Origin of the sequence: Variovorax sucrosi, assembly GCF_051216635.1 — a bacterium.
GTDB lineage: Bacteria > Pseudomonadota > Gammaproteobacteria > Burkholderiales > Burkholderiaceae_C > Variovorax.
In genome coordinates this window covers 147,280-167,314 of the sequence record NZ_JBPJZU010000003.1, presented here as the reverse complement: position 1 = coordinate 167,314, position 20,035 = coordinate 147,280, and the positions used below count along the sequence as shown (strand labels likewise).

17 protein-coding genes are annotated in these 20,035 nt (G+C 68.9%); 3 read left to right on the top strand and 14 right to left on the bottom strand.

Annotated features, from left to right (window positions below):
• From pyrR to ACSFBE_RS06755, 3 genes are read right to left on the bottom strand one after another with little or no spacing between them, the layout of a single operon-like run.
• Complete coding sequence (gene pyrR / locus ACSFBE_RS06765; RefSeq protein ID WP_435489619.1) at positions 1–495, bottom strand: bifunctional pyr operon transcriptional regulator/uracil phosphoribosyltransferase PyrR; 495 nt, start codon at positions 493–495, stop codon at positions 1–3.
• Positions 492–935, bottom strand: coding sequence for a Holliday junction resolvase RuvX (ruvX, locus tag ACSFBE_RS06760; RefSeq protein WP_435489618.1), 444 nt, complete (start codon positions 933–935; stop codon positions 492–494). The genes pyrR and ruvX overlap by 4 nt, the downstream gene beginning before the upstream one ends.
• On the bottom strand, positions 932–1,531 hold the full coding sequence (locus ACSFBE_RS06755; RefSeq protein ID WP_435489617.1) for a YqgE/AlgH family protein: 600 nt from the start codon (positions 1,529–1,531) through the stop codon (positions 932–934). The genes ruvX and ACSFBE_RS06755 overlap by 4 nt, the downstream gene beginning before the upstream one ends.
• Between ACSFBE_RS06755 and ACSFBE_RS06750 the strand changes: the two genes are divergently transcribed.
• Positions 1,530–3,020 (top strand): cryptochrome/photolyase family protein, encoded by a 1,491-nt coding sequence (locus ACSFBE_RS06750; RefSeq protein WP_435489616.1) that lies wholly within the window; start codon positions 1,530–1,532, stop codon positions 3,018–3,020. The genes ACSFBE_RS06755 and ACSFBE_RS06750 overlap by 2 nt on opposite strands.
• A gap of 4 nt (positions 3,021–3,024) precedes the next feature.
• Here ACSFBE_RS06750 and maiA read toward each other — a convergent pair whose 3' ends face one another.
• The 10 genes from maiA to ACSFBE_RS06700 all read right to left on the bottom strand — a co-directional run bounded on the left by maiA (position 3,025) and on the right by ACSFBE_RS06700 (position 11,713).
• On the bottom strand, positions 3,025–3,663 hold the full coding sequence (gene maiA, locus ACSFBE_RS06745; protein ID WP_435489615.1) for a maleylacetoacetate isomerase: 639 nt from the start codon (positions 3,661–3,663) through the stop codon (positions 3,025–3,027).
• A gap of 13 nt (positions 3,664–3,676) precedes the next feature.
• On the bottom strand, positions 3,677–4,801 hold the full coding sequence (locus ACSFBE_RS06740) for a cupin domain-containing protein (RefSeq protein WP_435489614.1): 1,125 nt from the start codon (positions 4,799–4,801) through the stop codon (positions 3,677–3,679).
• A gap of 11 nt (positions 4,802–4,812) precedes the next feature.
• Positions 4,813–5,520 (bottom strand): fumarylacetoacetate hydrolase family protein, encoded by a 708-nt coding sequence (locus tag ACSFBE_RS06735; protein ID WP_435489613.1) that lies wholly within the window; start codon positions 5,518–5,520, stop codon positions 4,813–4,815.
• 30 nt (positions 5,521–5,550) lie between these two features.
• The gene (locus ACSFBE_RS06730; protein WP_435489612.1) at positions 5,551–6,927 is read right to left on the bottom strand and encodes an MFS transporter; all 1,377 of its coding nucleotides are present in this window, start codon (positions 6,925–6,927) and stop codon (positions 5,551–5,553) included.
• A gap of 39 nt (positions 6,928–6,966) precedes the next feature.
• Positions 6,967–8,184: an NAD(P)/FAD-dependent oxidoreductase gene (locus ACSFBE_RS06725; protein ID WP_435489611.1), complete on the bottom strand. Its 1,218-nt coding sequence runs from the start codon at positions 8,182–8,184 to the stop codon at positions 6,967–6,969.
• A gap of 101 nt (positions 8,185–8,285) precedes the next feature.
• On the bottom strand, positions 8,286–8,603 hold the full coding sequence (locus tag ACSFBE_RS06720) for a non-heme iron oxygenase ferredoxin subunit (protein WP_435489610.1): 318 nt from the start codon (positions 8,601–8,603) through the stop codon (positions 8,286–8,288).
• Positions 8,604–8,630: 27 nt separating this feature from the next.
• A complete protein-coding gene (locus tag ACSFBE_RS06715; protein WP_435489609.1) occupies positions 8,631–9,599 on the bottom strand; it encodes a Bug family tripartite tricarboxylate transporter substrate binding protein in 969 nt (322 codons plus the stop codon).
• Positions 9,596–9,964, bottom strand: a complete 369-nt coding sequence (locus ACSFBE_RS06710) for a chorismate mutase (protein ID WP_435489608.1) — start codon at positions 9,962–9,964, stop codon at positions 9,596–9,598. Before ACSFBE_RS06710 ends, ACSFBE_RS06715 begins: the two co-directional genes overlap by 4 nt.
• Before the next feature lie 10 nt (positions 9,965–9,974).
• Positions 9,975–10,445, bottom strand: coding sequence for an aromatic-ring-hydroxylating dioxygenase subunit beta (locus tag ACSFBE_RS06705; protein WP_435489607.1), 471 nt, complete (start codon positions 10,443–10,445; stop codon positions 9,975–9,977).
• Positions 10,446–10,447: 2 nt separating this feature from the next.
• Complete coding sequence (locus ACSFBE_RS06700; RefSeq protein ID WP_435489606.1) at positions 10,448–11,713, bottom strand: aromatic ring-hydroxylating dioxygenase subunit alpha; 1,266 nt, start codon at positions 11,711–11,713, stop codon at positions 10,448–10,450.
• Positions 11,714–11,838: 125 nt separating this feature from the next.
• On the opposite strand from ACSFBE_RS06700, the gene ACSFBE_RS06695 reads away from it, so the two are divergent.
• Together ACSFBE_RS06695 and ACSFBE_RS06690 are read left to right on the top strand one after the other, a co-directional pair.
• Positions 11,839–12,777, top strand: a complete 939-nt coding sequence (locus ACSFBE_RS06695; RefSeq protein ID WP_435489605.1) for a LysR family transcriptional regulator — start codon at positions 11,839–11,841, stop codon at positions 12,775–12,777.
• Between the two features lie 114 nt (positions 12,778–12,891).
• Entirely contained in the window at positions 12,892–13,980 is a 1,089-nt protein-coding gene (locus ACSFBE_RS06690; RefSeq protein WP_435489604.1) for a helix-turn-helix transcriptional regulator, read from the top strand.
• Positions 13,981–14,043: 63 nt separating this feature from the next.
• Here ACSFBE_RS06690 and ACSFBE_RS06685 read toward each other — a convergent pair whose 3' ends face one another.
• Positions 14,044–20,028, bottom strand: coding sequence for a hybrid sensor histidine kinase/response regulator (locus ACSFBE_RS06685; protein ID WP_435489603.1), 5,985 nt, complete (start codon positions 20,026–20,028; stop codon positions 14,044–14,046).
• Positions 20,029–20,035 lie beyond the last annotated feature (7 nt).

The following is a 20,035-nucleotide window of genomic DNA, read 5'->3' as shown; positions in this document are numbered from 1 at the left end:
TCAGGCCTCCTTCACGTCGAAGCTGAAGGCGCCCGCGTCGCTGCGTGCCAGGGCGAGCGATTGCGCATCGGGCAGCGTGAGTGTCGCGGCCGCGAAATCGGCCGCCACCGGCAGCTCGCGCCCGCCGCGGTCGACCAGCACCGCCAGCCGCACGCAGGCTGGCCGGCCGAAGTCGAACAGCTCGTTGAGCACCGCGCGGATGGTGCGGCCGGTGTAGAGCACGTCGTCGAGCAGCAGCACGTCGGCGCCGTTCACGTCGAAGGGCAGCGCGGTCTGCGCGCTGGACGACAGGCCGCGGCGCGCGAAGTCGTCGCGGTGCATGGCCGACGAGATCACGCCGGGCGCGCCCGCCAGGCCCAGGTCTTTCTGCAGGCGCTCGACCAGCCAGGCGCCGCCGGAGGTGATGCCGACCAGGTGCGTGTCGGGCCGCCTCAGCGCTTGCACGCCGCGCAGCAGGGCGCGGTACAGCGACTCGGCTTCAGGGATGGAACTCAAGGAAGGCTCCTGAGGAATTGCTCGAGGATGATGCAGGCCGAGGCCGCGTCGGCGTCGCGGGCGCCGGACGCGAGCGCCTCGGTCGTGCTGTAGCGCTCGTCGACCTCGTACACCGGCAGGTTGAAGCGGCCGCGCAACTGGCGCGCGAACTTCTGTGCGGCGCGGGTGTTGTCGTGGGCGGCGCCGTCGGGGTGGAAAGGCACGCCGATCACCAATGCGTCGGGCTGCCACTCCTGGATGCGTGCAGCCACCTGCACGAAACGAGCGTCGCCTTCGGCCTTGATGGTCGCCTGCGGGGACGCGGTGCCGAGCAGCCGGTTGCCGGTGGCGACGCCGGTGCGCTTCTGGCCGTAGTCGAAGGCCAGGAAGCTCTGGAAATGGGTCGGGACAGGCGCTTGCGAAGGGCTGGGCGACGGGCCCGGCAAGCCTTCACGGCTCATGCATGCCCCGCGTCGGGCGACAGCTTCCAGGCCTCCAGGCCCAGCAGCAGCAGCGCCTTGTCGTAGCGCTCCTCGACCGGTGTGTCGAAGATGACGGCCGGGTCGGCGCCGACGGTGAGCCAGCTGTTCTCGGCCAGTTCGCTTTCGAGCTGGCCTTCGCTCCAGGCCGAATAGCCGAGCGACACCAGCACCTTGCGCGGACCGGCGCCGGTGGCCATGGCTTCCAGCACATCCTTCGAAGTGGTCATCTCGAGGCCGCCGGGGATCGTCATGGTCGACGCGTAGACCGATTCCTCGGGCTTGTCGGCGTCGGCGAAGACCGGCTCGTGCAGCACGAAGCCGCGCTCGGTCTGCATCGGGCCGCCCTGGAAAACCGGCGCGTCGCCGAGCTCGGGGCGCGAGAGGTGCAGCTCGATCTTCTCGAACAGCGCCTTGAGGTTGATGTCGCTGGGCTTGTTGATCACCAGCCCGAGCGCGCCGCGCTCGCTGTGCTCGCAGAGGTAGACCACGCTGCGGTTGAACACCTGGTCTGCCAGCCCCGGCATCGCGATCAGGAAATGATGCGTGAGGTTCATCGGGGCAGAATCGGAGGACATGCCCCCGATTTTACTGGCCGTCGACAAAACCTACCCCAAAGGCCTGATGTGGTTCCGTCGCGACCTCCGCCTGGACGACAACGCGGCCCTCTGGCGGGCGTTGCGGACTTGTCGTGAGGTGGTCTGTGTCTTCGTCTTCGATACGGCCATCCTGGACGGACTGCCCCGGGCGGATCGGCGGGTGGAGTTCATCCGCGAATCGCTGGTCGCGCTTGACGCCGACCTGCGTGCGCTGGGCGGCGGGTTGATCGTCCGGCATGCGAACGCAGAGGAGGAGATTCCCGATCTGGCGCACGCGCTGGACGTGCAGGCGGTGTTTGCCAACCGCGACTACGAACCCACCGCCGTCGCGCGCGACGCGAAGGTCTTCGGTGCGCTGGCCAACGCCGGCATCAGCTTCCACACGGCCAAGGACCAGGTGGTGTTCGAGCGCGACGAGGTGCTGACCAAGGTCGGCCAGCCCTACACCGTGTTCACGCCCTACAAGCGCGCCTGGCTGGCCAAGCTCGACAGCTTCTTTCTCAAGCCCTACCCTTCGCGCGGGTATGCGGAGTCGCTGATCGCGCCGCCGGCCCGGTACGACGCGCCGGTGCCTTTGCTGGCCGACATCGGCTTCGAGGCCACCAACCTGTCGACGCTGGAGATACCGACCGGCACCCAGGGCGGCGCGGCGCTGTTCGAGGATTTCTTCGACCGCATCGACCGCTACGACGCGGCGCGCAACTTCCCGGCCGTGCGCGGGCCCAGCTACCTGAGCGTGCACCTTCGCTTCGGCACGGTGTCGGTCCGCCAGCTGGCCAGCGTGGCGCACCAACTGTCGCTGCAGGGCAGTGCAGGTGCGGCGACCTGGTTGAGCGAGCTGATCTGGCGCGACTTCTATGCGCAGATCCTGGCGCACAACCCGCCGCTGGCCGAGGGCAAGAGCTTCCGGCAGGAGTACGACAAGATCGTCTGGCACCACGGCAAGCATGCCGATTCGCTGTTCGACGCCTGGTGCCAGGGGCGCACCGGCTACCCGCTGATCGACGCCGCCATGCTGCAGATCCACCAGAGCGGCTACATGCACAACCGGCTGCGCATGGTGGTGGCGAGCTTCCTGTGCAAGGACCTGGGGCTGGATTGGCGGCGCGGCGAGGCCTACTTCGCGCTGCACCTGAACGACTACGAGCTGGCGTCGAACAACGGCGGGTGGCAGTGGGCCAGTTCCAGCGGCTGCGACGCCCAGCCCTACTTCCGCATCTTCAATCCGGTGACGCAGAGCGAGCGTTTCGACCCCGAGGGCAAATTCATTCGGCGCTACCTGCCGCAGCTCGCCCAGCTGTCGGACAAGGTCATCCATGCGCCGTGGACCGCCTCACCGGTCGAACTCGAAGCGGCCGGACTCGTCCTCGGCGAGACCTACCCGAAGCCGGTGGTCGACCACGCCGAGGCACGGGACCGCACGCTGCAGCGCTACGGGGTGGTGCGCAAGGTGGCGGCACCGCACTGAACCCTCACGATGCGTCGGGCTGCATGGCGGGCGCTGCCCGGCGAAACGCCTCGATGCGGCTGCAGGCCTCATCGATCGCGCGCACGCGCGGCCAGAGCGCGATGTCGAGCTTGAAGCGGCGCGCGCTCTCGACCTGGGGCACGAGGTACATGTCGGCCAGCGTCGGCGCACCGCCAAAGCAGAAGTCGCCGCGCTGCGTATCGGTCGCCAGCAGCGCCTCGAGCGCGTCGAATCCGGCGCCGATCCAGGTCGCGCACCAGCGCTGAATGGCCGCTTCATCGGCGCCGAAGTCGTGGCGCAGCGCCTCGAGAATGCGCCGGTTGTTCACGGGGTGCACGTCGCAGCCGACGATCGCCGCCAGGGCGCGCACGCGGGCGCGGTCGTCCAGGCCCGAAGGCAGCAAGGCGGGCGTCGGGTAGCGCTCCTCCAGCCATTCGATGATGGCCGGCGACTGGATCAGCACCCGGTCGCCGTCGACCAGTGCCGGCACCAGGCCCTGCGGCTGGAGGGTCTTGTAGTCGGGGCCGAGGTGCTGCTCGCTGCGCAGGTCGACCGCCACATACTCGGAGGACAGCCCCTTCAGGTTCAAGGCGATGCGCAGGCGATGCGACGTGCCGCTGCGAAAGAAGTTGTAGAGCTTCATGGGCGATGGTGCTTCAGTTGCCGAGTTGCACGCGGTGGACGTGCAGCGCCTCGAAGATCGGCGCATCGCCGAACCGGAAAAGGTCGAGTGGCGTCGTCGGCGAGGCTTTCGCCGAGAACGGCACCCACGACGGCACGACGAACATGTCGCCGCGTGCCACGTGCCACTGCTTGTCGCCCACGGTCACCAGGCCGATGCCGTCGAAGACCTGGTAGACGGACGACCCGGTCTCGCGCCGCGTCACCGTCTCCGCGCCGGCACGCACGCGGTGCATCTCGGTGCGCATCGTCGGCAGCACGTCACCACCGTTGGTCGGGTTCGTGAAGCGCACCGCCGCGTGGCCGGGGCTGAGCGTGCAGGGCTCGCCCTCGTCCTCGAGTTCGAGCTGCTCGGCCAGCGCGCGGTCGGTGTCGACCCAGCGATAGGCGAGCAGCGGCGTCGCGGGAAGCGCGCCGGTCTGCGACACCGGGCGCAACCCCGGGTGGCCCCACAGGCGTTCCGAACGCGAGCGATCCGGCGTGGTCATTTCGGTAGCGCCGATGCGCTCGCGGCCCACCTCGAAGAACTGGCTCTCGGTGTAGTACGAGAACGGAATGTCCAGGCCATCGATCCAGGCCATCGGCTCGGTGGCGGCGTTGTGGTGCGCATGCCAGTTCCATCCCGCCTGGGGAAGGAAGTCGCCGCGCGACATGCGGACCGCGTCGCCGTTGACCACCGTCCAGACGCCTTCGCCTTCGACGACGAAGCGGAACGCGTGCTGCGTGTGGCGATGCTCCGGTGCGTTCTCGCCGGGCATCAGGTACTGGATGGCGGCCCACAGCGTTGGCGTCGCGTAGGGCTTGCCGCCCAGCGCCGGGTTGGCCAGCGCGATCGCACGCCGCTCGCCGCCGCGGCCGACCGGCACGATGCGGCCGGCCTGCGCGGCCAGTTCCTTCAGCCGCTCCCAGCGCCACAGGTGGGCCGCGGCCTTCGACTGCGGATGCATCGGCATCAGATCGCCGATCTCGGTCCACAGCGGGACCAGCAGTTCCTGCTCGAAGCCGCGATAGAGCTGCTCCAGTGCCGGCGACGGATCGGGTTGTCCCGGCGCGGCAATGGCCTTCAGCCGCACCGGCGAGAGCGTGACATCGGCGGTCATGTCCCCGCGCCTCACTCGGCGGCGCCGATGGCGAGCGCGATCGTGCCGACACCTTCGATGCGTCCTTCGATGCGGTCGCCTGGCTGCACCGGGCCGACGCCTTCGGGCGTGCCGGTGAAGATCAGGTCACCCGGCTGCAGGTGATAGAACCTGGAGAGGTCGGCGATCAGTTCCGGGATGTTCCAAATCAGCTTCGACAGGTCCGACGTCTGGCGCGGCACACCGTTGACGCTCAGGGCCAGCGCGCCCTGGTCGAGCACGGTCTGGGGCATCGGAACGATCTCGGAGACCACGGACGATTCTTCGACGTCCTTGCCCAGGTCCCACGGGCGACCCTTTTCGCGGGCGATCAGCTGCAGGTCGCGCCGGGTCATGTCCAGGCCGCACGCGTAGCCGTAGATCAGCGCGGGCGCCTGGGCCTCGCTGACACGGAAGCCGGGCGCGCCGATCGCAAGCACCAGCTCCATCTCGTGATGGAAGTTCTCGGTGCCCGGCGGGTAGGCCACGGTGGCACCGGACTCGACGAGGGTCGAAGGCGCCTTCGTGAAATAGAAGGGCACCTCGACCGACTTGTCGACCGGCCGCCCCATCTCGAGCGCATGCGCATGGTAGTTGCGGCCGACGAAGAACAGGCGGTGGATCGGATAGCGCTCGCTGCGGCCGCGCACCGGCAGCGACAGGATGGGGGGCGGATTCCACAGGTAGGTGGTGGCGGTCATGTTGGCTCCATGGAGACGTGGTGGATGAATTCAGGCGCGCTGGGTGGCGGACACGCGGTCCGGCACCTCGGCCAGCTCGGCACTCGCGCCGTGGCGGTGGGTCGACGCCGACCGGCGGTGATCGATGAGCAGCACCGCGATCATTCCGAGCACGGCCGGGATCGAGATCGCCATGAAGTTCTGCTGCAGCGGCAGCTTCATGCCGACCAGGGTGCCGATGACGATCGGTGCGAGGATGGCGCCGGTGCGGCCGATGCCGAGCGCCCAGCCCAGGCCGGTCGAACGAACCGCCATCGGATAGAACTGGCCGGTGTAGGCATTGGCGACGATCTGGGTGCCGATCGTCGATGCACCCGCCAGACCGACGACGACGAACAGCGCCGCAGTCGGCATCGGGTAGCCGAGCAATGTGATCGAGACGGCTGCCAATGCGTACATCGCCGCGAGCACGTACTTGATGTGGAACCTGTCGGCCAGCCAGCCGCCGCCCACCGCTCCGACGACGGCGCCGACATTCAGCACCAGCACGAAGGTGAGCGCCGAACCCAGGCTGTAGCCCGCGCCCGCCATCAACTTCGTGAGCCACGCGCTGAGCGCGTAGACCATGAAGAGGCACATGAAGAAGGCGAGCCAGAACATCACGGTGCTGAACCCGCGGCCGTCCTTGAAGAGATGCCTGATCGGTGCGTTGTCGGCCTTGTCTTCGGCCGGCACGGTGAAGCGGTCGCTCGCCATCGGCGTGTAGCGCGGGTCGAGCTTGGCGGCGATGGCCTTCAGTTCATCGTGCCGCCCCTTGGCCAGCAGAAACGGCATCGACTCCGGCAGCGACCTGAGAACGAGCGGAATGAGCAGCACCGGCAGGCCAGCCGCGAAGAACACCGATGGCCAACCGTAGGTCTCGATCAGGCCCTTGCCGAGGATGGCCGCCACGATGCCGCCGACGGCATACCCGCTGAACATCAGCGTGACCAGGGTCGCGCGGATCTTCTTCGGCGCGTACTCGGTCATGTGGGCAACGACGTTGGGCATCACGCCACCGATGCCGAGGCCGGCGAGAAAGCGCACGATGCTGAACGTCACCGGGTCCCGCGCCAGGCCCGCCGCCGCAGTGAAGATGCTGAACAGCGCAATGCAGATGGCCATCGCCTTGCGGCGGCCGATCTTGTCTGCGATGGTGCCGAGGAAAATGGCGCCGAACACCATGCCGAACAGCGCCGAGCTGACCATGAAGCCGGCCTGCGTCGGATCGACGCCGAGGTCCTTCATGATCGACGGCAGCGCGATGCCGACGACCGCCAGGTCATAACCGTCGAAGATGATGATCAGCGCGCACCAGAACAGCACGAGCCCGTGAAAGCGGTTGAAACGTGCCCCGTCGGCAAGTTGGTGGACGTCGATCTGACGCATGATTTTTGTCTCCTGGTGTTGTTGGATGAGCGAGCGAAGTCAGAGCTTCGCCATCGGTACCTGCACATCGGCCAGTCGGGCCGGGTCGACCGCCTTGCGCTGCTCGATCAGGCGCCGCGCGAAGCGAAGGTCGCGCGCCGCGTTCGGTCCGACGGCCGCGCTGACGACATCGCCGTCGAGGTAGAAGAGGATGAAGCTGTCGGAACCCGGCGCCCGGCGCTCGACCACCCGATGCGACGCCGTCGGCATGCCGTAGATCTGCAGGTTGGTGTCGTACTGGTCCGACCAGAACCACGGCAGGGGCTGGTGATCGACGGCCAGGCCGAGCGCCGATCGCGCCGCGGCAATGCCCTGCTCCTGCGCGTTCTGCCACGATTCGAGCCGCATGCGCCGGCCCGCCCACCCACAGTGCCAGCAGGCCACGTCACCCGCCGCGAGGATGTCGGGATCGGAAGTGCGACATTGCGCATCGACGACGATGCCACCGTCGCAAACGAGGCCCGCCTCGCGCGCCAGTTCGTCGTTGGGAACCAGCCCGATGCCGACGAGGACGGTGTCGCCATGGCATTCGCGACCATCGCTCAACATCGCCACCAGCGCACCGTCTTCGCCGCGCGACAGCTTCTCGACGCCCGCACGCAAGAGCACTTCCGTCCCATGCGTGGCGTGTAGCCGGGCGAGGTAGTCGGAGATCTCGGGCGGAACGGTTCGTTCGCACAGGCGGCTCATGGCCTCGACGACCGTGACCGCCATGCCCTTCTTGCGCGCGGTCGCGGCCACCTCGAGCCCGATCCATCCGCCGCCCACCACGACCAGCCGCTTGCCTGGGATGAGCGTCCGACCCAGGGTGCGCGCGTCTTCCAGGCTCCGCAGGGTGAGGACGCCCGCGAGGTCCGCACCCGGGACCTGCAGCGCCCGCGCGCGCCCGCCGCTGCAGAGAATCAGCTTGTCGTACGCCAGGGGACCGCCCTCCGACAGATGCAACTGCCTGGCCGCACGATCGATCGCAGCCGCGCGGATGCCCGGTCGCCAGTCGATCGCCAACCGGTCGAACGCCTCGCGCTGGATGAGATAGGTGCTTTCGGCCGGCGCCTCGCCGGAGAGAACGGCTTTCGACAGCGGCGGACGCTCGTACGGGATGTGCGGCTCGTCGCCGATCAGAACGATCTTCCCGGCATGGCCTTCCTTGCGAAGCGTCTGCGCCACCCAGCCGCCGGCTTGTCCGGCGCCTACGATGACGATGGTGTCCGTGGACATGATGTGGCCCTCGCTTTCAGACAGGTGTGACGAACCCACGCCTCGGCGCAAACGCCGGGCGTTGCACGCGCGAACGCGTGCCTGGAATGGTTTTCTTGGTGTCAGCCGATCGCGAGAAAAACGCGATGGCCTTCGATCTTCACGGGGTAGCTTCGGAGGGCCTCGGTCACCGGCGCGCAGGTCGGCTGTCCGGTGCGGACGTCAAACTTGCCCTGGTGCAACGGGCACTCGATCTCATGCCCGTCGAGGAAGCCGTCGCACAGCCGTGCGTGTCCGTGCGTGCAGAGGTTGTCGGTCGCGAATATCTCGCCCCCGGCGTTGTAGAGCGCCAGATCGCGCCCTGCCACCGTGACGCCGACCACGTCGTCGGCGGGAACGTCGTCGACCGCCGCGGCGTCGACCCAGGTCATCGTGCTCATCGTCGTCTTGTCCTTGTGGCGTAGGAATCAGTTGTCGGGCTTGATGCCGGTGCGCTCGATCACGGGCTTCCAGCGGTGCAATTCCTCGACCATGAACCTGTTCAGCGCCTCGGGCGTGCTGCCCACGGGGTCGAAGTACGCGGTCTGCAGGCGCTTGAGCGTCTCCGGCTCCTTCAGCGCCGCAGCAATCTCGCGGCTCATGCGCTGCACGATCTCGGGCGGCGTGCCCTTGGGCGCCATGTAGGCGAACCACGGCACGGCCTGGATGTCGGGCAAGCCCGATTCGCGCAGCGTCGGCAAGTCGGGCAGCAGCGCCGAACGCCCGGCCGAAGTGACGGCCAGCGCCTTCAGCCGCCCCGCCTTGGCCTGCGGCATCACGGTGACCGGCGGCAGGCAGGCGTATTGCACGTCGCCCTGGATGATGGCCGTGACCGCCTGGCCCGACGAAGCGTACGGGATGTGCACCGCGAACGAATTCGTCTTGAGCTTGACGAGCTCCACACCCAGGTGCGAGATCGAGCCGTTGCCGGTCGAGGCGAAATTGAACTTGCCGGGGTTGCGCTTCATGGCGTCGAGCCAGCCCTTGACCGAATCGACGTTCATCGAATTCGACACCGCGCACACGTTGGGCGTGGTGGCCGCGAGCGACACCGGCACCAGGTCCTTGAAGGGGTCGTACGGCAGGTTCTTGTAGAGGATGGTGTTGTAGACCAGCGGCGCGTTCACCGACAGCAAAAAGGTGTAGCCGTCGGGCGGTGCCTTCGAGACCTGGTCGGTGCCAGTGTTGCCGCCCGCGCCAGGCTTGTTGTCGACGATCAGCGGTTGGCCGATGCGCGCGGCGAGTTTGTCGTTGACGATGCGCGCCAGGATGTCGGGCGACGAGCCGGCCGCGAACGGCACGACGATGCGGATCGGGCGCTGCGGCCAGTCCTGCGCATGCGCGGCGGCAGCCATTGCAACGGCGGTGATGGAGATACCGAGGCGAGCGAAGCTCATGGCTTTCCCTCCACGGCGACCATGCCCAAGTGGTCCTGCTGCTCACGCGCGATGAAGCCTGCGATGAGTGCGCGGTAGGCCGCCTCGACCACCTCGGGGTAAGCGCCCTGGCCCTCGGCCAGCGCCTTCACCTTGTCGATCACTTCCTGCTGGCGCTGTGGCGCCGAGACCTGGAAGGCATCGCGCTTGAAGCGCGCCGCGTCCTTCACGTAGCGACCCCGCTCGGCCAGCAGCGCGACGATCTGGCGGTCGAGCCGGTCGATGTTCTCGCGCACCTCGGCGAGGTTGGCGCACAGCGGCACGTAGGCCGGGTCGGTGAATCGGCGCAGCGGCGCGCCGTGTGTCTCTGGTTCTTTTTCTGGCATGGCGCTGGTCTCAGATCGGATAGATGATGGAGTTCGGGATCATTTCGCTGTCGTACACGACCTGGCGCGATTCGAATTTCAGGCCCTGCGGCGTGCGCACGACCACGTCGATGTAGCGCCCGACGTTGAACACCGACGACAGCTCCGACAGCTTGGTGCGGAACACCGCATAGTTGGCTTCGCACTCGAAGCGATCGCCGTCGACCTTGCGCACGACCGGCATGCCGACCACGACACGCTGGTAATAGGGGTCGTGGAACAGCGTCTCGCGGATGCCGTAGACGCGGTCCTTCAGCATGCCCTTGCTCTCGAACGACAAGGTCGCGAGCGGAAAGCCTCGATCGAAGTTCTCGCGCGGCTGCAACCGGTAGCTGCAAGCCTCGGTGAAGAAATCCGGCCACAGTTCCCATTCGCCGGAACTCACGGCGCTCGCGTAGCTGGCGTAGAGCTGCGTCAGCTCGAAGTAGTGCTGCGCGTCCATGCTCAGGCCTCCATCTGCTTGCGCCAGTATTCGTACATGCCGCGGATCAGCGTCTCGGTGACCATGTGGTCCGTGTCGCCGACCTCGCGGCCGCCCAGTTCGGCGAGCGTGCGGTGGAACGGCTTCTGCTCGAAGCCCTTCTGCGAAAGCTCGATGACCTCGCCGTCGTCCGCCGACACGAAGCCGCCCGGGCCGAACAGGTTGGCCTGGCGCAGGCGGCGCTGCGTCATCTCTTCCGTGTCGTCCTCGAAGCCGAAATGGGTCCACACGAAGTCGAAGGCGCCGGGGCCGCTCGGCTGGATGTGGCGCGTCGAGACGCTGTTGACCTGCTGCTGGAAGATCACGCTCGGGAACAGCGTCATCATCACGGCGGTCGGACCGCCCCACCACGGCTCCGGCACGATGTCGAGAAAGCGCGGGTCGTGCAGCTGCATGCCCTCCTTGAAGCTCGACACCTGCGTCACCTGGTCGGCCTTGCCGCTGGCGCCGCGCGTGGAGATCATCGCGGCGTGGCGATGGTGCGCGTCCATGCGCAGTTCCGACTTGTTGTCGGCCCGCCAGAGGCCGAAGGTCACGAACCAGGTGTGCAGCAGGCCCGGGTGATACGGGTCCTTGATGTTCTCCTGCATCAGCTTCCAGTTGCCCGGAATGCGCTGGCGGTTGTAGCCGAGGATCGTCAGCTTCCGGCCGTTGAAGAGGCGGTCGAAGTAGCCGAGGATGGCCGGCCCCATGAAGTCCTCGAGCGACTCGACGTCCGGATCGAAGGACGCGAACACCACGCCGCCGCGCGTCGCGACCTTCAGCTTGTTGAGGCCGTGCTCGGCGGGCTTGAAGTCGGCCGGCATGCCGCCGTTGACCTTGCCGTCCTGCTTGACGCCGCGGCGGAACGGAACGCCCTGGAGATCGCCCTGCAGCGTGTAGTTCCACTGGTGGTAGGGGCAGGTGAGACCGGTGTCCTTCCGGTTGCCGTGGCGCTCGCGGCAGAACTGCATGCCCCGATGCGCGCAGACGTTCTCGACCACGTGGATGCAGCCGTCGTTGTCTCGCACCAGGATGACCGATCGTTCGCCGATCACGGTGCGGGTGAAATCGCCGGGGTTCGGAATCTCGGCCTCGAGGCCGACGTAGCACCAGTGCTTGCGATAGAACAAGCGCTCGAGTTCCTTGCGGTGCTGGTCGGCCTCGGTGTAGGCCATGAAGGGAACGCGGCTGGTGCCGTCGGTGTCCCAATGGATCTTCTGCGGGAATACGGTGGATTCGGTGTCCATTCGTGCTGTCTCCGGTGGGGTCTCCGCTCGATAGGCGGTTGGTGGCCCGAATCATCGGGCCGCGCACCCCATCAGCCAATAGAATCCGATGAATACATCGCATAGATTTGGTGAATGTCGACTGCATGGATCTCAAAGACATCGATCTCAACCTGCTGGTGGTCTTCAATCAGTTGCTGGTCGAACGCAGCGTGTCGAAGGTCGCCGAGCACCTGGGCCTGTCGCAGCCCGCGGCCAGCAACGCGCTCGCGCGGCTGCGCAAGCTGACCGGCGACGCGCTGTTCCTGCGCACGACCAAAGGCATGGAGCCGACGCCCTTCGCCCTGCAACTGGCGGAGCCGATTGCCCAGGCGCTCGGGCTGATCCACGGCGCGGTCAATCACCGTGCGTCCTTCGAGCCCGCGACGGCCAGGCGTGCGTTCACGGTCTGCATGACCGACATCGGCGAGGTCTACTTCCTGCCGAAGCTGATGGAGGAACTGGCGCGGAGCGCGCCGGGCATCACCTTGCGCACCGTGCGCAATACCTCGGTCAACCTGCGCGACGAGATGGAGGCGGGCCGCATCGACCTGGCGATCGGACTGCTGCCGCAGCTCAAGGCCGGCTTCTTCCAGCGCCGTCTGTTCAGGCAACGCTACGTCGGCATGTTCCGCAAGGGCCATGCACTCGACAAGCGCAAGGTGTCGCTGTCCGAGTTCTCGTCGGCCCAGCACGTGGTCGTGGTGTCCGAGGGCACCGGCCACGGCAAGGTGGATGAACTGCTGGAGCGTGGCGGCGTGGCGCGCCAAGTGGTGCTCACCGTGCCGCACTTCGTGGCCGTCGGCCACATCCTGCAGCACAGCGACATGGTGGCGACGGTGCCCGAACGGCTGGCGCAGGCACTGGTGGGCCCGTTCGGCCTGACCTACGTCAAACATCCGGCCACGCTGCCGGAGATCGCCATCAACATGTTCTGGCACGCGAAATACCACAAGGATCCGGCGAACGAATGGCTGCGCAGCACGGTATTCCGGCTGCATGCCGATCGATCGGCATCGGGTGTCAGTTCGGTGGGATCGCACTGATTTCCCGTGCGGGTCGACTCCTGCATCCCCTGTTCGAGGGATTGACGGCGCACCGCAGGCGCGTAGGGTCCGTGCAGGGAGGCGACTGATCGAGGACAGCCCGCGGAGGTAACCGTGACCCAAGACCCCGTGCTTCATCGAACGCTGGAAGCCGCGCACCACCTGAGCGATGCAACGCCGCCCTGGGGGGAGGTGCTCGAAGGTGCCCGCCAGTTGATCGGCGGCGACAGCGCCAGCTTCGTCCTCTTCAGCCGCACCGGCGAGTTGCTCGACTGCCAGCAGCGCGGCATCTCGGCCGCCGCCGAGCAGGCCTACGTCGACCACTTCCACGCCTATGACATCGTGACGCCCACGACCAGCGGCGCGCCGGAAGGCACCTGGTTCGACACGGCAGAGCTGTTCAGCCCGAGTTCGCTCTCGCGCAACGCTTACTACGTCGACTTCATGTGCCGCCACCGGATGCGGCAGATGCTCACGCTGCTCGTGGAGCAGACGCCGACCCGCCACGGTGGCCTGACAGTGCAGCGTGCCGAGCCGCGCGAAACCGGGCGGCGGCAGCTCGGACAGGGCGCGGGCGCGGCGCTGGCGGCCGCCATCGGCAGTGCCGTGCAGCGGCGCCGGGTGGCGACGGAACATTGGTTCGCCGCCGCCGAGTCCGCCTTCGACGGTTTCGAGGAGGCGCTCTGCCTGGTCAGCAGGAAGGGCGCCGTACTGCGGCAGTCGCCCCGCGCCCAGGCCTGGTTCGCGCGCAATGCGTCGCTGCGCGTCCGCCATGGGCTGCTGTGGCATGCCCTGCCGGCGATGCGCACGGCGCTGCACGAGGCGCTCGGCACGGCCGCCGAGCGCGGGCGCCGCGTGGCCCTGACGCTGCCGGGGCCGGGAGAGGCCGCGGGTTGCCAGCTGGACCTGGCGCCGGCCGATCACTTCGCCCGGCTCGGCAACGAGCCGCTGCTGTTGCTGCGCATCCGGCATGCCCCCGACCCGATCGATGCCCGGCTGAAGACGCTCGGTCCGGCCTATGGCCTGACCAGCGCGGAACAGCGGGTGCTGGGCGCCCTCATCGCGGGCGAGTCGCCCGCCGCGCATGCGCAATCGCGCGGCGTCTCGATCCACACCGTGCGCAAGCAGATCGCGATGATCAAGGAAAAGATGGGCTGCGCCCGGCAGGTGGACCTGGTCCGCGCCGGCATGAGCGTGCCCTGAGCGGGCAGTCCCGCCCGGGCTGGCGGTGCGCCCGGTGCCGCCCGCTGAAGGCGGCACCGAACCCTACGCGCCGACCGGTGCCTCGACCTGGGCGTAGGTGCGCACCAGGCGGATGAGTTCCTCTTCGGAATAGGGCTTGCCCAGGTAGTGGTTGACACCCAGCTGCGCCGCGTGCTCGCGGTGCTTCTCGGCGATGCGCGAGGTGATCATGATGATCGGCAGATGCGCCAGCGCGGGGTCGGCGCGGATGTTGCGCGCGAGGTCGAAGCCATCCATGCGCGGCATCTCGATGTCCGACAGCACCACCGCCGGGCGCTCCGTCTGCAGGCGCTCGAGCGCCTGCAGGCCGTCGGCCGCCAGCGAGACGCGGTAGCCCTCGCGCTGCAGCATGCGCTGGGTGACGCGCCGCACCGTGATCGAGTCGTCGACCACCAGCACCAGGGGTGCCTCGTACTCGACCGGCAGGGCCGCTGCGGCCTCCCCGCCGCCCTGACCGGCTACTGCTGCCGCCGCCCTGCCGGCGTTCTGCAGCGCGCGGGCCTGGTCGCCATGCACCGCGGCGAGCGCCACCGGGTTGTAGATGAGCGCCACGGCGCCCGAGGCCAGCACCGAAATGCCCGCCATGCCCGGCAGCCGCGACAGCTGCGGGCCGAGGTTCTTGACCACGACTTCCTGGTTGCCCAGCACTTCGTCCACGTGCATCGCCACACGCTGCGCCGCGCTTCGCACCACCACGATGGCGTGCGTCTTGCTGCCCGGTGCATCGCTGCGCGCGGACGACTGGAGCAGCGCACCGGCCCAGTAGAAAGGCACCGGCTCGCCGGCAAAGAGGTAATGCTGGTTCGCGTAGGCCAGGTCGAGCTCGGCCAAGCTCACGCGCTGCACCAGCTCGACCAGGTTGGAGGGCACGCCGATCGCCGTGCCGCCGGCGCGCAGCATCACCACGTGCGTCACGGCGGTGGTCAGCGGCAGCACCAGCTTGAAGCGGGTGCCCTGCCCCGGCGTGCTATGCGTCTCGATGCGGCCGCCGAGTGCGGCCACATCGGCGCGCACCACGTCCATGCCGATGCCGCGACCGGCCAGTTCGGACACCTGCTCGGCGGTCGAGAAGCCGGGCTTGAAGATCATCTCGGCCGCCGCTTCGGGCGACAGCAACTCGCCCTCGGCCACCAGGCCCAGCGCCCGCGCGCGGTGCGCGATGCGCTCGAAGTCCAGCCCGCCGCCGTCGTCGCGGAAGCTGACCGAGACGTCGTTGCCTTCCTGGTGCAGCTCGATGGCGATCATGCCGCTCGGCTCCTTGCCGGCCTGCTCGCGGGTCGCAGCGTTCTCGATGCCGTGGGCCACGCTGTTGCGCAGCAGGTGCTCGAAGGACGGCGTCATGCGTTCGAGCACGCCGCGGTCCATTTCGATGGAACCGCCGACGATGTCCAGGCGCACCTGCTTGCCGGTGTCTTTCGAGGCCTGGCGCACCACGCGGTAAAGGCGCTCGGAAATGCCTTCGAACTCCACCATGCGGGTGCGCAGCAGGCCGCGCTGCAGCTCGCGCGTCTGGCGCGCCTGGGCCGACAGGTCGTCTTCCGTCGCCTGCACCGTCTTCTGCAGCGTGCGCTGCACGGTGGCCACGTCGTTGACCGACTCGGCCATCATGCGGGTGAGTTCCTGCACGCGGGTGAAGCGGTCGAACTCGAGCGGGTCGAAGCCTTGCTGCGAGTCCTTGGCCTGCGCCAGGCGGGACTGCATCTGGCTTTCGGCCTGCACCTCGATGTCGCGCAACTGCTGGCGCAGGCGGTCGAGGTTGCCGGTGAGATCGCCGAGCGAGCCGCGCAACTGGTTGAGCTCGGCCTCCAGGCGCGAGCGCGTGATGATCACCTCGCCGGCCTGAGCCACTAGGCGGTCGAGCAGCTGCGTGCGGATGCGCACCGCCTGCTGCGAAGCGCTGCTGCGCAGCGGCGCCAGCATCGAGGGCTGGGGCACGACGACCTTGCCGGTGCGCACTGCCGGCGCCTCGGCCGCGGGTTCCGCTGCGTCGGCCGTGGCAAGCGCCTCCGGTGCCGCTGTCGAGGTCGGCACGCTCGGCTCCGGCGTCGGCGCGCTGACGGCCGTCGGCTCGGGCCGCATCGGCACCTCTGCGAACGACATCACGCCGCCGTCGTCGATGCCGCGCAGCAGGTCGAAGGTCGACTGCAGCGCATCGAAGCGCGCCAACAGCGCCTCGATGGCGGCATGGTCGGCGCCGTGGGCGCCGATCGCCTCGATCTCGGATTCCATGCGGTGCGCACGCTCGCCCAGGCGCATCGCACCGGCGAGCCGGGCGCTGCCCTTGAGCGTGTGGAGCGTGCGCAGCACCGAGGCACGCGGCGCGTCGGCGGCCGGGTTGTGCAGCCATTCGCGCAGCGCACCGCCCAGCTTCGGCAGCAGTTCCGCCGCCTCCTCCTCGAAGATCGGGAACAGGTCGACGTCGAGCGTGTCCGCGATGTCCAGGGCGTCGTCCGAATCGTCCAGCGACACGTCGGCAGTCGCCGAGGCCGCAAAGCCCAAAGGCCCATGGTTGCTGTCGGGCGCATCGGGAGGCATTTGCGATGCCGCCACTTCGCGCAAGGCCTGCAGCGTCGCGTCGGACGGCTCGCGCAGGAAACCGGCGGCGAACTGGTGCAGCAGATGCCGCACTTCTTCAGCCGCGGCGACGAGGATGCGGCCCTGCTCCGGTGTTCCGCGGCCTTGCCGATGCAGATGCTGCAGCGCAGTCTCGAACAGCCGTGCCATGCCCGACAGGCCCTGGAAGCCCACGGTGGCGGAGCTGCCGGCCAGCGAATGCGCGAGCGCGACGGTGGCGTCGCCGATGCGCAGGTGCGGCTCGAGCGCCCACTCGCCGACGTCGGTCACCAACTGGCGCGACCATTCGTCCGCTTCGTTGAGGTAGACGTTGTACAGCGCGATGCCGATGCGCAGCGGGCCGATCGCCTTGATCGGGTCGTCGGCGCTGGGCACCGCGGGCTCGGGTTCGGGCTCAGGCTCGGATTGCGCTTGGGGTGCGGGTTCGGGCTGCAATGGCGCCTCTGCGGCCATGAAGGCGGCCGCTTCCGCGTCGGTGAGCTCCACCGCTTCGTCCGACACCTCGACCGCCGATGCGTCGACCGGGTCCGGCGCCGGCGTGTCGTCCAGGCGCCGGGTCGGTTCGGGCGGCGCGGCCAGCAGGCGGGCGAGGGCGTCGAGCTCTTCCTGGTCCGTGTCGGGCGTCGCCGGGGTGCCGAGCGACAGGTCGGGCAGCGGCGGCCAGCCGGCGGGCGCCGACGGGGCCGGCGCGCGCGGCGACTCCAGGGGTGCGGCCTCGCTGAGGTCGAAATCCAGCGTCAGCACGGGGCTGCTGAACTCGCCGATGGCGGCGTGCGCGGTCTCGAGGAAGTCGATGTCCTCGCTGATCGGCGGGCTTGCCTCGGCGGCGGGCGCTTCGGACCGGACCTCGAAATCGAGGAAGTCGGTGGACGCGAAATCGTCGTCCATCTCGCTGACGCCGCGGGCCGCAACAGCCGGCTCGGTCGCTGGTGCCGGGGCGAGCACGGGCTCGGCGATCGGTGCGGGTGCGGGCGGCGGCTCGGGTGCCGGTGGCGGCGCGGGCGGCGGCTCGGCCGCGATGTGGCGGGCCGCGACGGCCAGCGCATCGGGCGCGATGGCCGGTGGCGGCGGCAGCGGGTCGCCGCTGCGCAGCGCCTCGGCGACACGGCTGAAGGCGCTCGGCTCCCAGTCGTGCGGCTGGCCGGCGGCAATGGCACCGACCCAGGCGGAGAAGTCCTTCAGGGCGCGCTCGGTGGCCGACAGCAGCTCCGGCGTGGCGGGCCGCTGGTCGGCCAGCCAGATGTTGAGCACCTGCTCGAACGACCAGGCCGCGTCGCCGAAGGCGGTGAGGCCGACCATGCGCGAGCTGCCTTTGAGGGTGTGGAACGCACGCCGCAGCACGGTGAGCTCGCTGACGTCGGTCGGGTCTTCCTGCAGCAGGGAGACGGCCGCGTCGCCGTTCTCCAGCACCTCGCGGGCCTCGTCCAGGAAGATGTTCTGGAGGTCGTCTTCGTCGAGTTCGTTGACCTCGGTGTCGGGCAAGGTCGTCGGGCCGACGATCTTCGCCGTCCAGCTGTCGGCCGCGCGGCTGAATTCCTCGATGGGCGTGGCCGCCTTGCGGCTGGGTGCCGCCAGGGCGGCCAGCTTGGCGGCGATCTGCGCGTCCACCTCTTCGACGCTGAGCACCGGCTCGGCAGCCGGCGTGGCGGCGGTGGCTTCCGGCGTGCCGGCCGCGGCCACGGCGGCTTCGGCACTGCGGCCCATCAGCGGCTTGAGTTCGCCGAGCTCGGCGTCGAACACGAACAGGCGCTTGGCGAGGGCCGGCTGGTAGCCCAGCATGTCGATCAGGAAGCCCAGTGCACCGAGGTTGTTGCCGAGCGAATCGAAGTCGCGGGCCTCGTCGGTCGGCGACGCGGTCTCGAGCAGGTGGTCGACGTTCTCGCGCATGCGCTGCACCGTCTGCGCCGCCTGTTCGAGGCCGAGCACGGAAAACACGCCGCGCATCTGCAGCAACTGGCTGGGCACGGTGCGCAGCGGTGCGCGATCGTGCGGACGGCGGAAGAACTGGTCGAGCGACTTTTCGAGCTCGCCGAGGTGCGCGCGCAGCTCGTCGACCACGGTGCCCATGGACTGCCGGTCGCTCACGCGCCGGTACAACTCCTCCATCCACGGCTCGAGCGGCTCGGCCTGGCCGCCGTCGCGCACGCGTTCGACGCGGCCGGCCAGCTGCACCGTGCGTGCGGTGAGCTGGCGGTCCTGCGGGTCGAGGTCCTCGAAGGCTGCTTCGAGGTAGAGCACCGCGGTGGCGACCTCGAGCCCGAGCTCGGTGCTGGGCGGCAAGCCCGAGCGCAGCGACGCGTCGACCGCATTGTTGAGGGCCTGCGCCAGCGGCAGGCTCGGCGGATGCAGCTTCTGCAGCGACTCGCCGAGTTGCACCATGGTGTCGGCCACCTGGCGGGTGCGCGAGACATCACCGGCCGACAGCGCCGACCACATTTCCTTGGCGGCCTCGATGCGCTTGCGCGCCTGCGCCAGCACCAGCGGATCGAATCGGCCGAACTGCTCGACGGTGTAGTCGACCACCGGCTCGTCGTCGGCGATGCCCCATGCCTTGCGCACCTGGCGCAGCGTCGCGACCGCGTCGCGCGCACCGGGCGCGGCCTGGGCGCAGAAAAACAGCAGGTCCTGGCCGAGCCGTTCGGACACGGCCGTGTCGCCGCGAGCCAGCGTGGCGTACTGCAGCAGCACTCGCGAAGAGGCGCGCTTCACATAGACGTCGACCGGCAGCAGCGCGGCGCCCAGCGCCTCGAAGAAACCGGCCGCGAGCGTCCAGAAGCTGACCACGCGCGGCACCGAGGAACCGCGGGCCAGGCCGAGGCAGAGCTCGTGCAGCCGGGCCGCGGCGTGGTCGTCGCCGCTCTTGACGATCTTGAGCACCTCGCGGTCGAGCTTGGAGCGCACCGCCGGGTCGTACACCAGCGCGGTCTGCGTGGGCGAGGGCTTGATCTCGACCCAGCGCCAGGCGTGGGTCCAGAGGTCCGCGGGGTGCACCCGGTCGCTGCTGGCCATCTCGAGCACGTCGCGGTACTGCGGGAAGAGCCCGACCGAGGACACCTGCTTGCCGCCGAGCAGCGCGTGCAGATAGTCGGCCACCGCAAAACCGGCACGGTCGATTTTCTGGACCGCGGCTTCGCTGCAGGCCGACGGCTCGTCGACGAAGCGCTGGACGGCGAATTCCATCGCGCCCACCACCAGCGCCGGCGCCTTCTGGCCGACCATGGTGAGTGCGCCGACGGCCTGGTGCAGCTGCTGGCGTGCCAGGCGCAGCGGGCCGGTGTCAGGTTCCGCCTGGCCTTCGCGCGCGAAGCGCCGCAGTGCCTTGCCGGCGCCGTCGAGCGTCTTCTGGATTTCGTCGATGACCCAGGCCAATGGCCCGAGATCCTGGCTGGTGGCCGGCGTGTGGCCGGGTGGCGGAGCGTTGGCAGGCACGGGCATCGGCACG

What these genes read in the sequence shown, in the direction of transcription:
- ruvX (WP_435489618.1), bottom strand. Translation starts at nt 935, where the DNA reads ATGAGCCGTGAAGGCTTGCCGGGCCCGTCGCCCAGCCCTTCGCAAGCG.
- ACSFBE_RS06750 (WP_435489616.1), top strand. Translation starts at nt 1,530, where the DNA reads ATGCCCCCGATTTTACTGGCCGTCGACAAAACCTACCCCAAAGGCCTG.
- ACSFBE_RS06755 (WP_435489617.1), bottom strand. Translation starts at nt 1,531, where the DNA reads ATGTCCTCCGATTCTGCCCCGATGAACCTCACGCATCATTTCCTGATC.
- maiA (WP_435489615.1), bottom strand. Translation starts at nt 3,663, where the DNA reads ATGAAGCTCTACAACTTCTTTCGCAGCGGCACGTCGCATCGCCTGCGC.
- ACSFBE_RS06740 (WP_435489614.1), bottom strand. Translation starts at nt 4,801, where the DNA reads ATGACCGCCGATGTCACGCTCTCGCCGGTGCGGCTGAAGGCCATTGCC.
- ACSFBE_RS06735 (WP_435489613.1), bottom strand. Translation starts at nt 5,520, where the DNA reads ATGACCGCCACCACCTACCTGTGGAATCCGCCCCCCATCCTGTCGCTG.
- ACSFBE_RS06730 (WP_435489612.1), bottom strand. Translation starts at nt 6,927, where the DNA reads ATGCGTCAGATCGACGTCCACCAACTTGCCGACGGGGCACGTTTCAAC.
- ACSFBE_RS06725 (WP_435489611.1), bottom strand. Translation starts at nt 8,184, where the DNA reads ATGTCCACGGACACCATCGTCATCGTAGGCGCCGGACAAGCCGGCGGC.
- ACSFBE_RS06720 (WP_435489610.1), bottom strand. Translation starts at nt 8,603, where the DNA reads ATGAGCACGATGACCTGGGTCGACGCCGCGGCGGTCGACGACGTTCCC.
- ACSFBE_RS06715 (WP_435489609.1), bottom strand. Translation starts at nt 9,599, where the DNA reads ATGAGCTTCGCTCGCCTCGGTATCTCCATCACCGCCGTTGCAATGGCT.
- ACSFBE_RS06710 (WP_435489608.1), bottom strand. Translation starts at nt 9,964, where the DNA reads ATGCCAGAAAAAGAACCAGAGACACACGGCGCGCCGCTGCGCCGATTC.
- ACSFBE_RS06705 (WP_435489607.1), bottom strand. Translation starts at nt 10,445, where the DNA reads ATGGACGCGCAGCACTACTTCGAGCTGACGCAGCTCTACGCCAGCTAC.
- ACSFBE_RS06700 (WP_435489606.1), bottom strand. Translation starts at nt 11,713, where the DNA reads ATGGACACCGAATCCACCGTATTCCCGCAGAAGATCCATTGGGACACC.
- ACSFBE_RS06695 (WP_435489605.1), top strand. Translation starts at nt 11,839, where the DNA reads ATGGATCTCAAAGACATCGATCTCAACCTGCTGGTGGTCTTCAATCAG.
- ACSFBE_RS06685 (WP_435489603.1), bottom strand. Translation starts at nt 20,028, where the DNA reads ATGCCCGTGCCTGCCAACGCTCCGCCACCCGGCCACACGCCGGCCACC.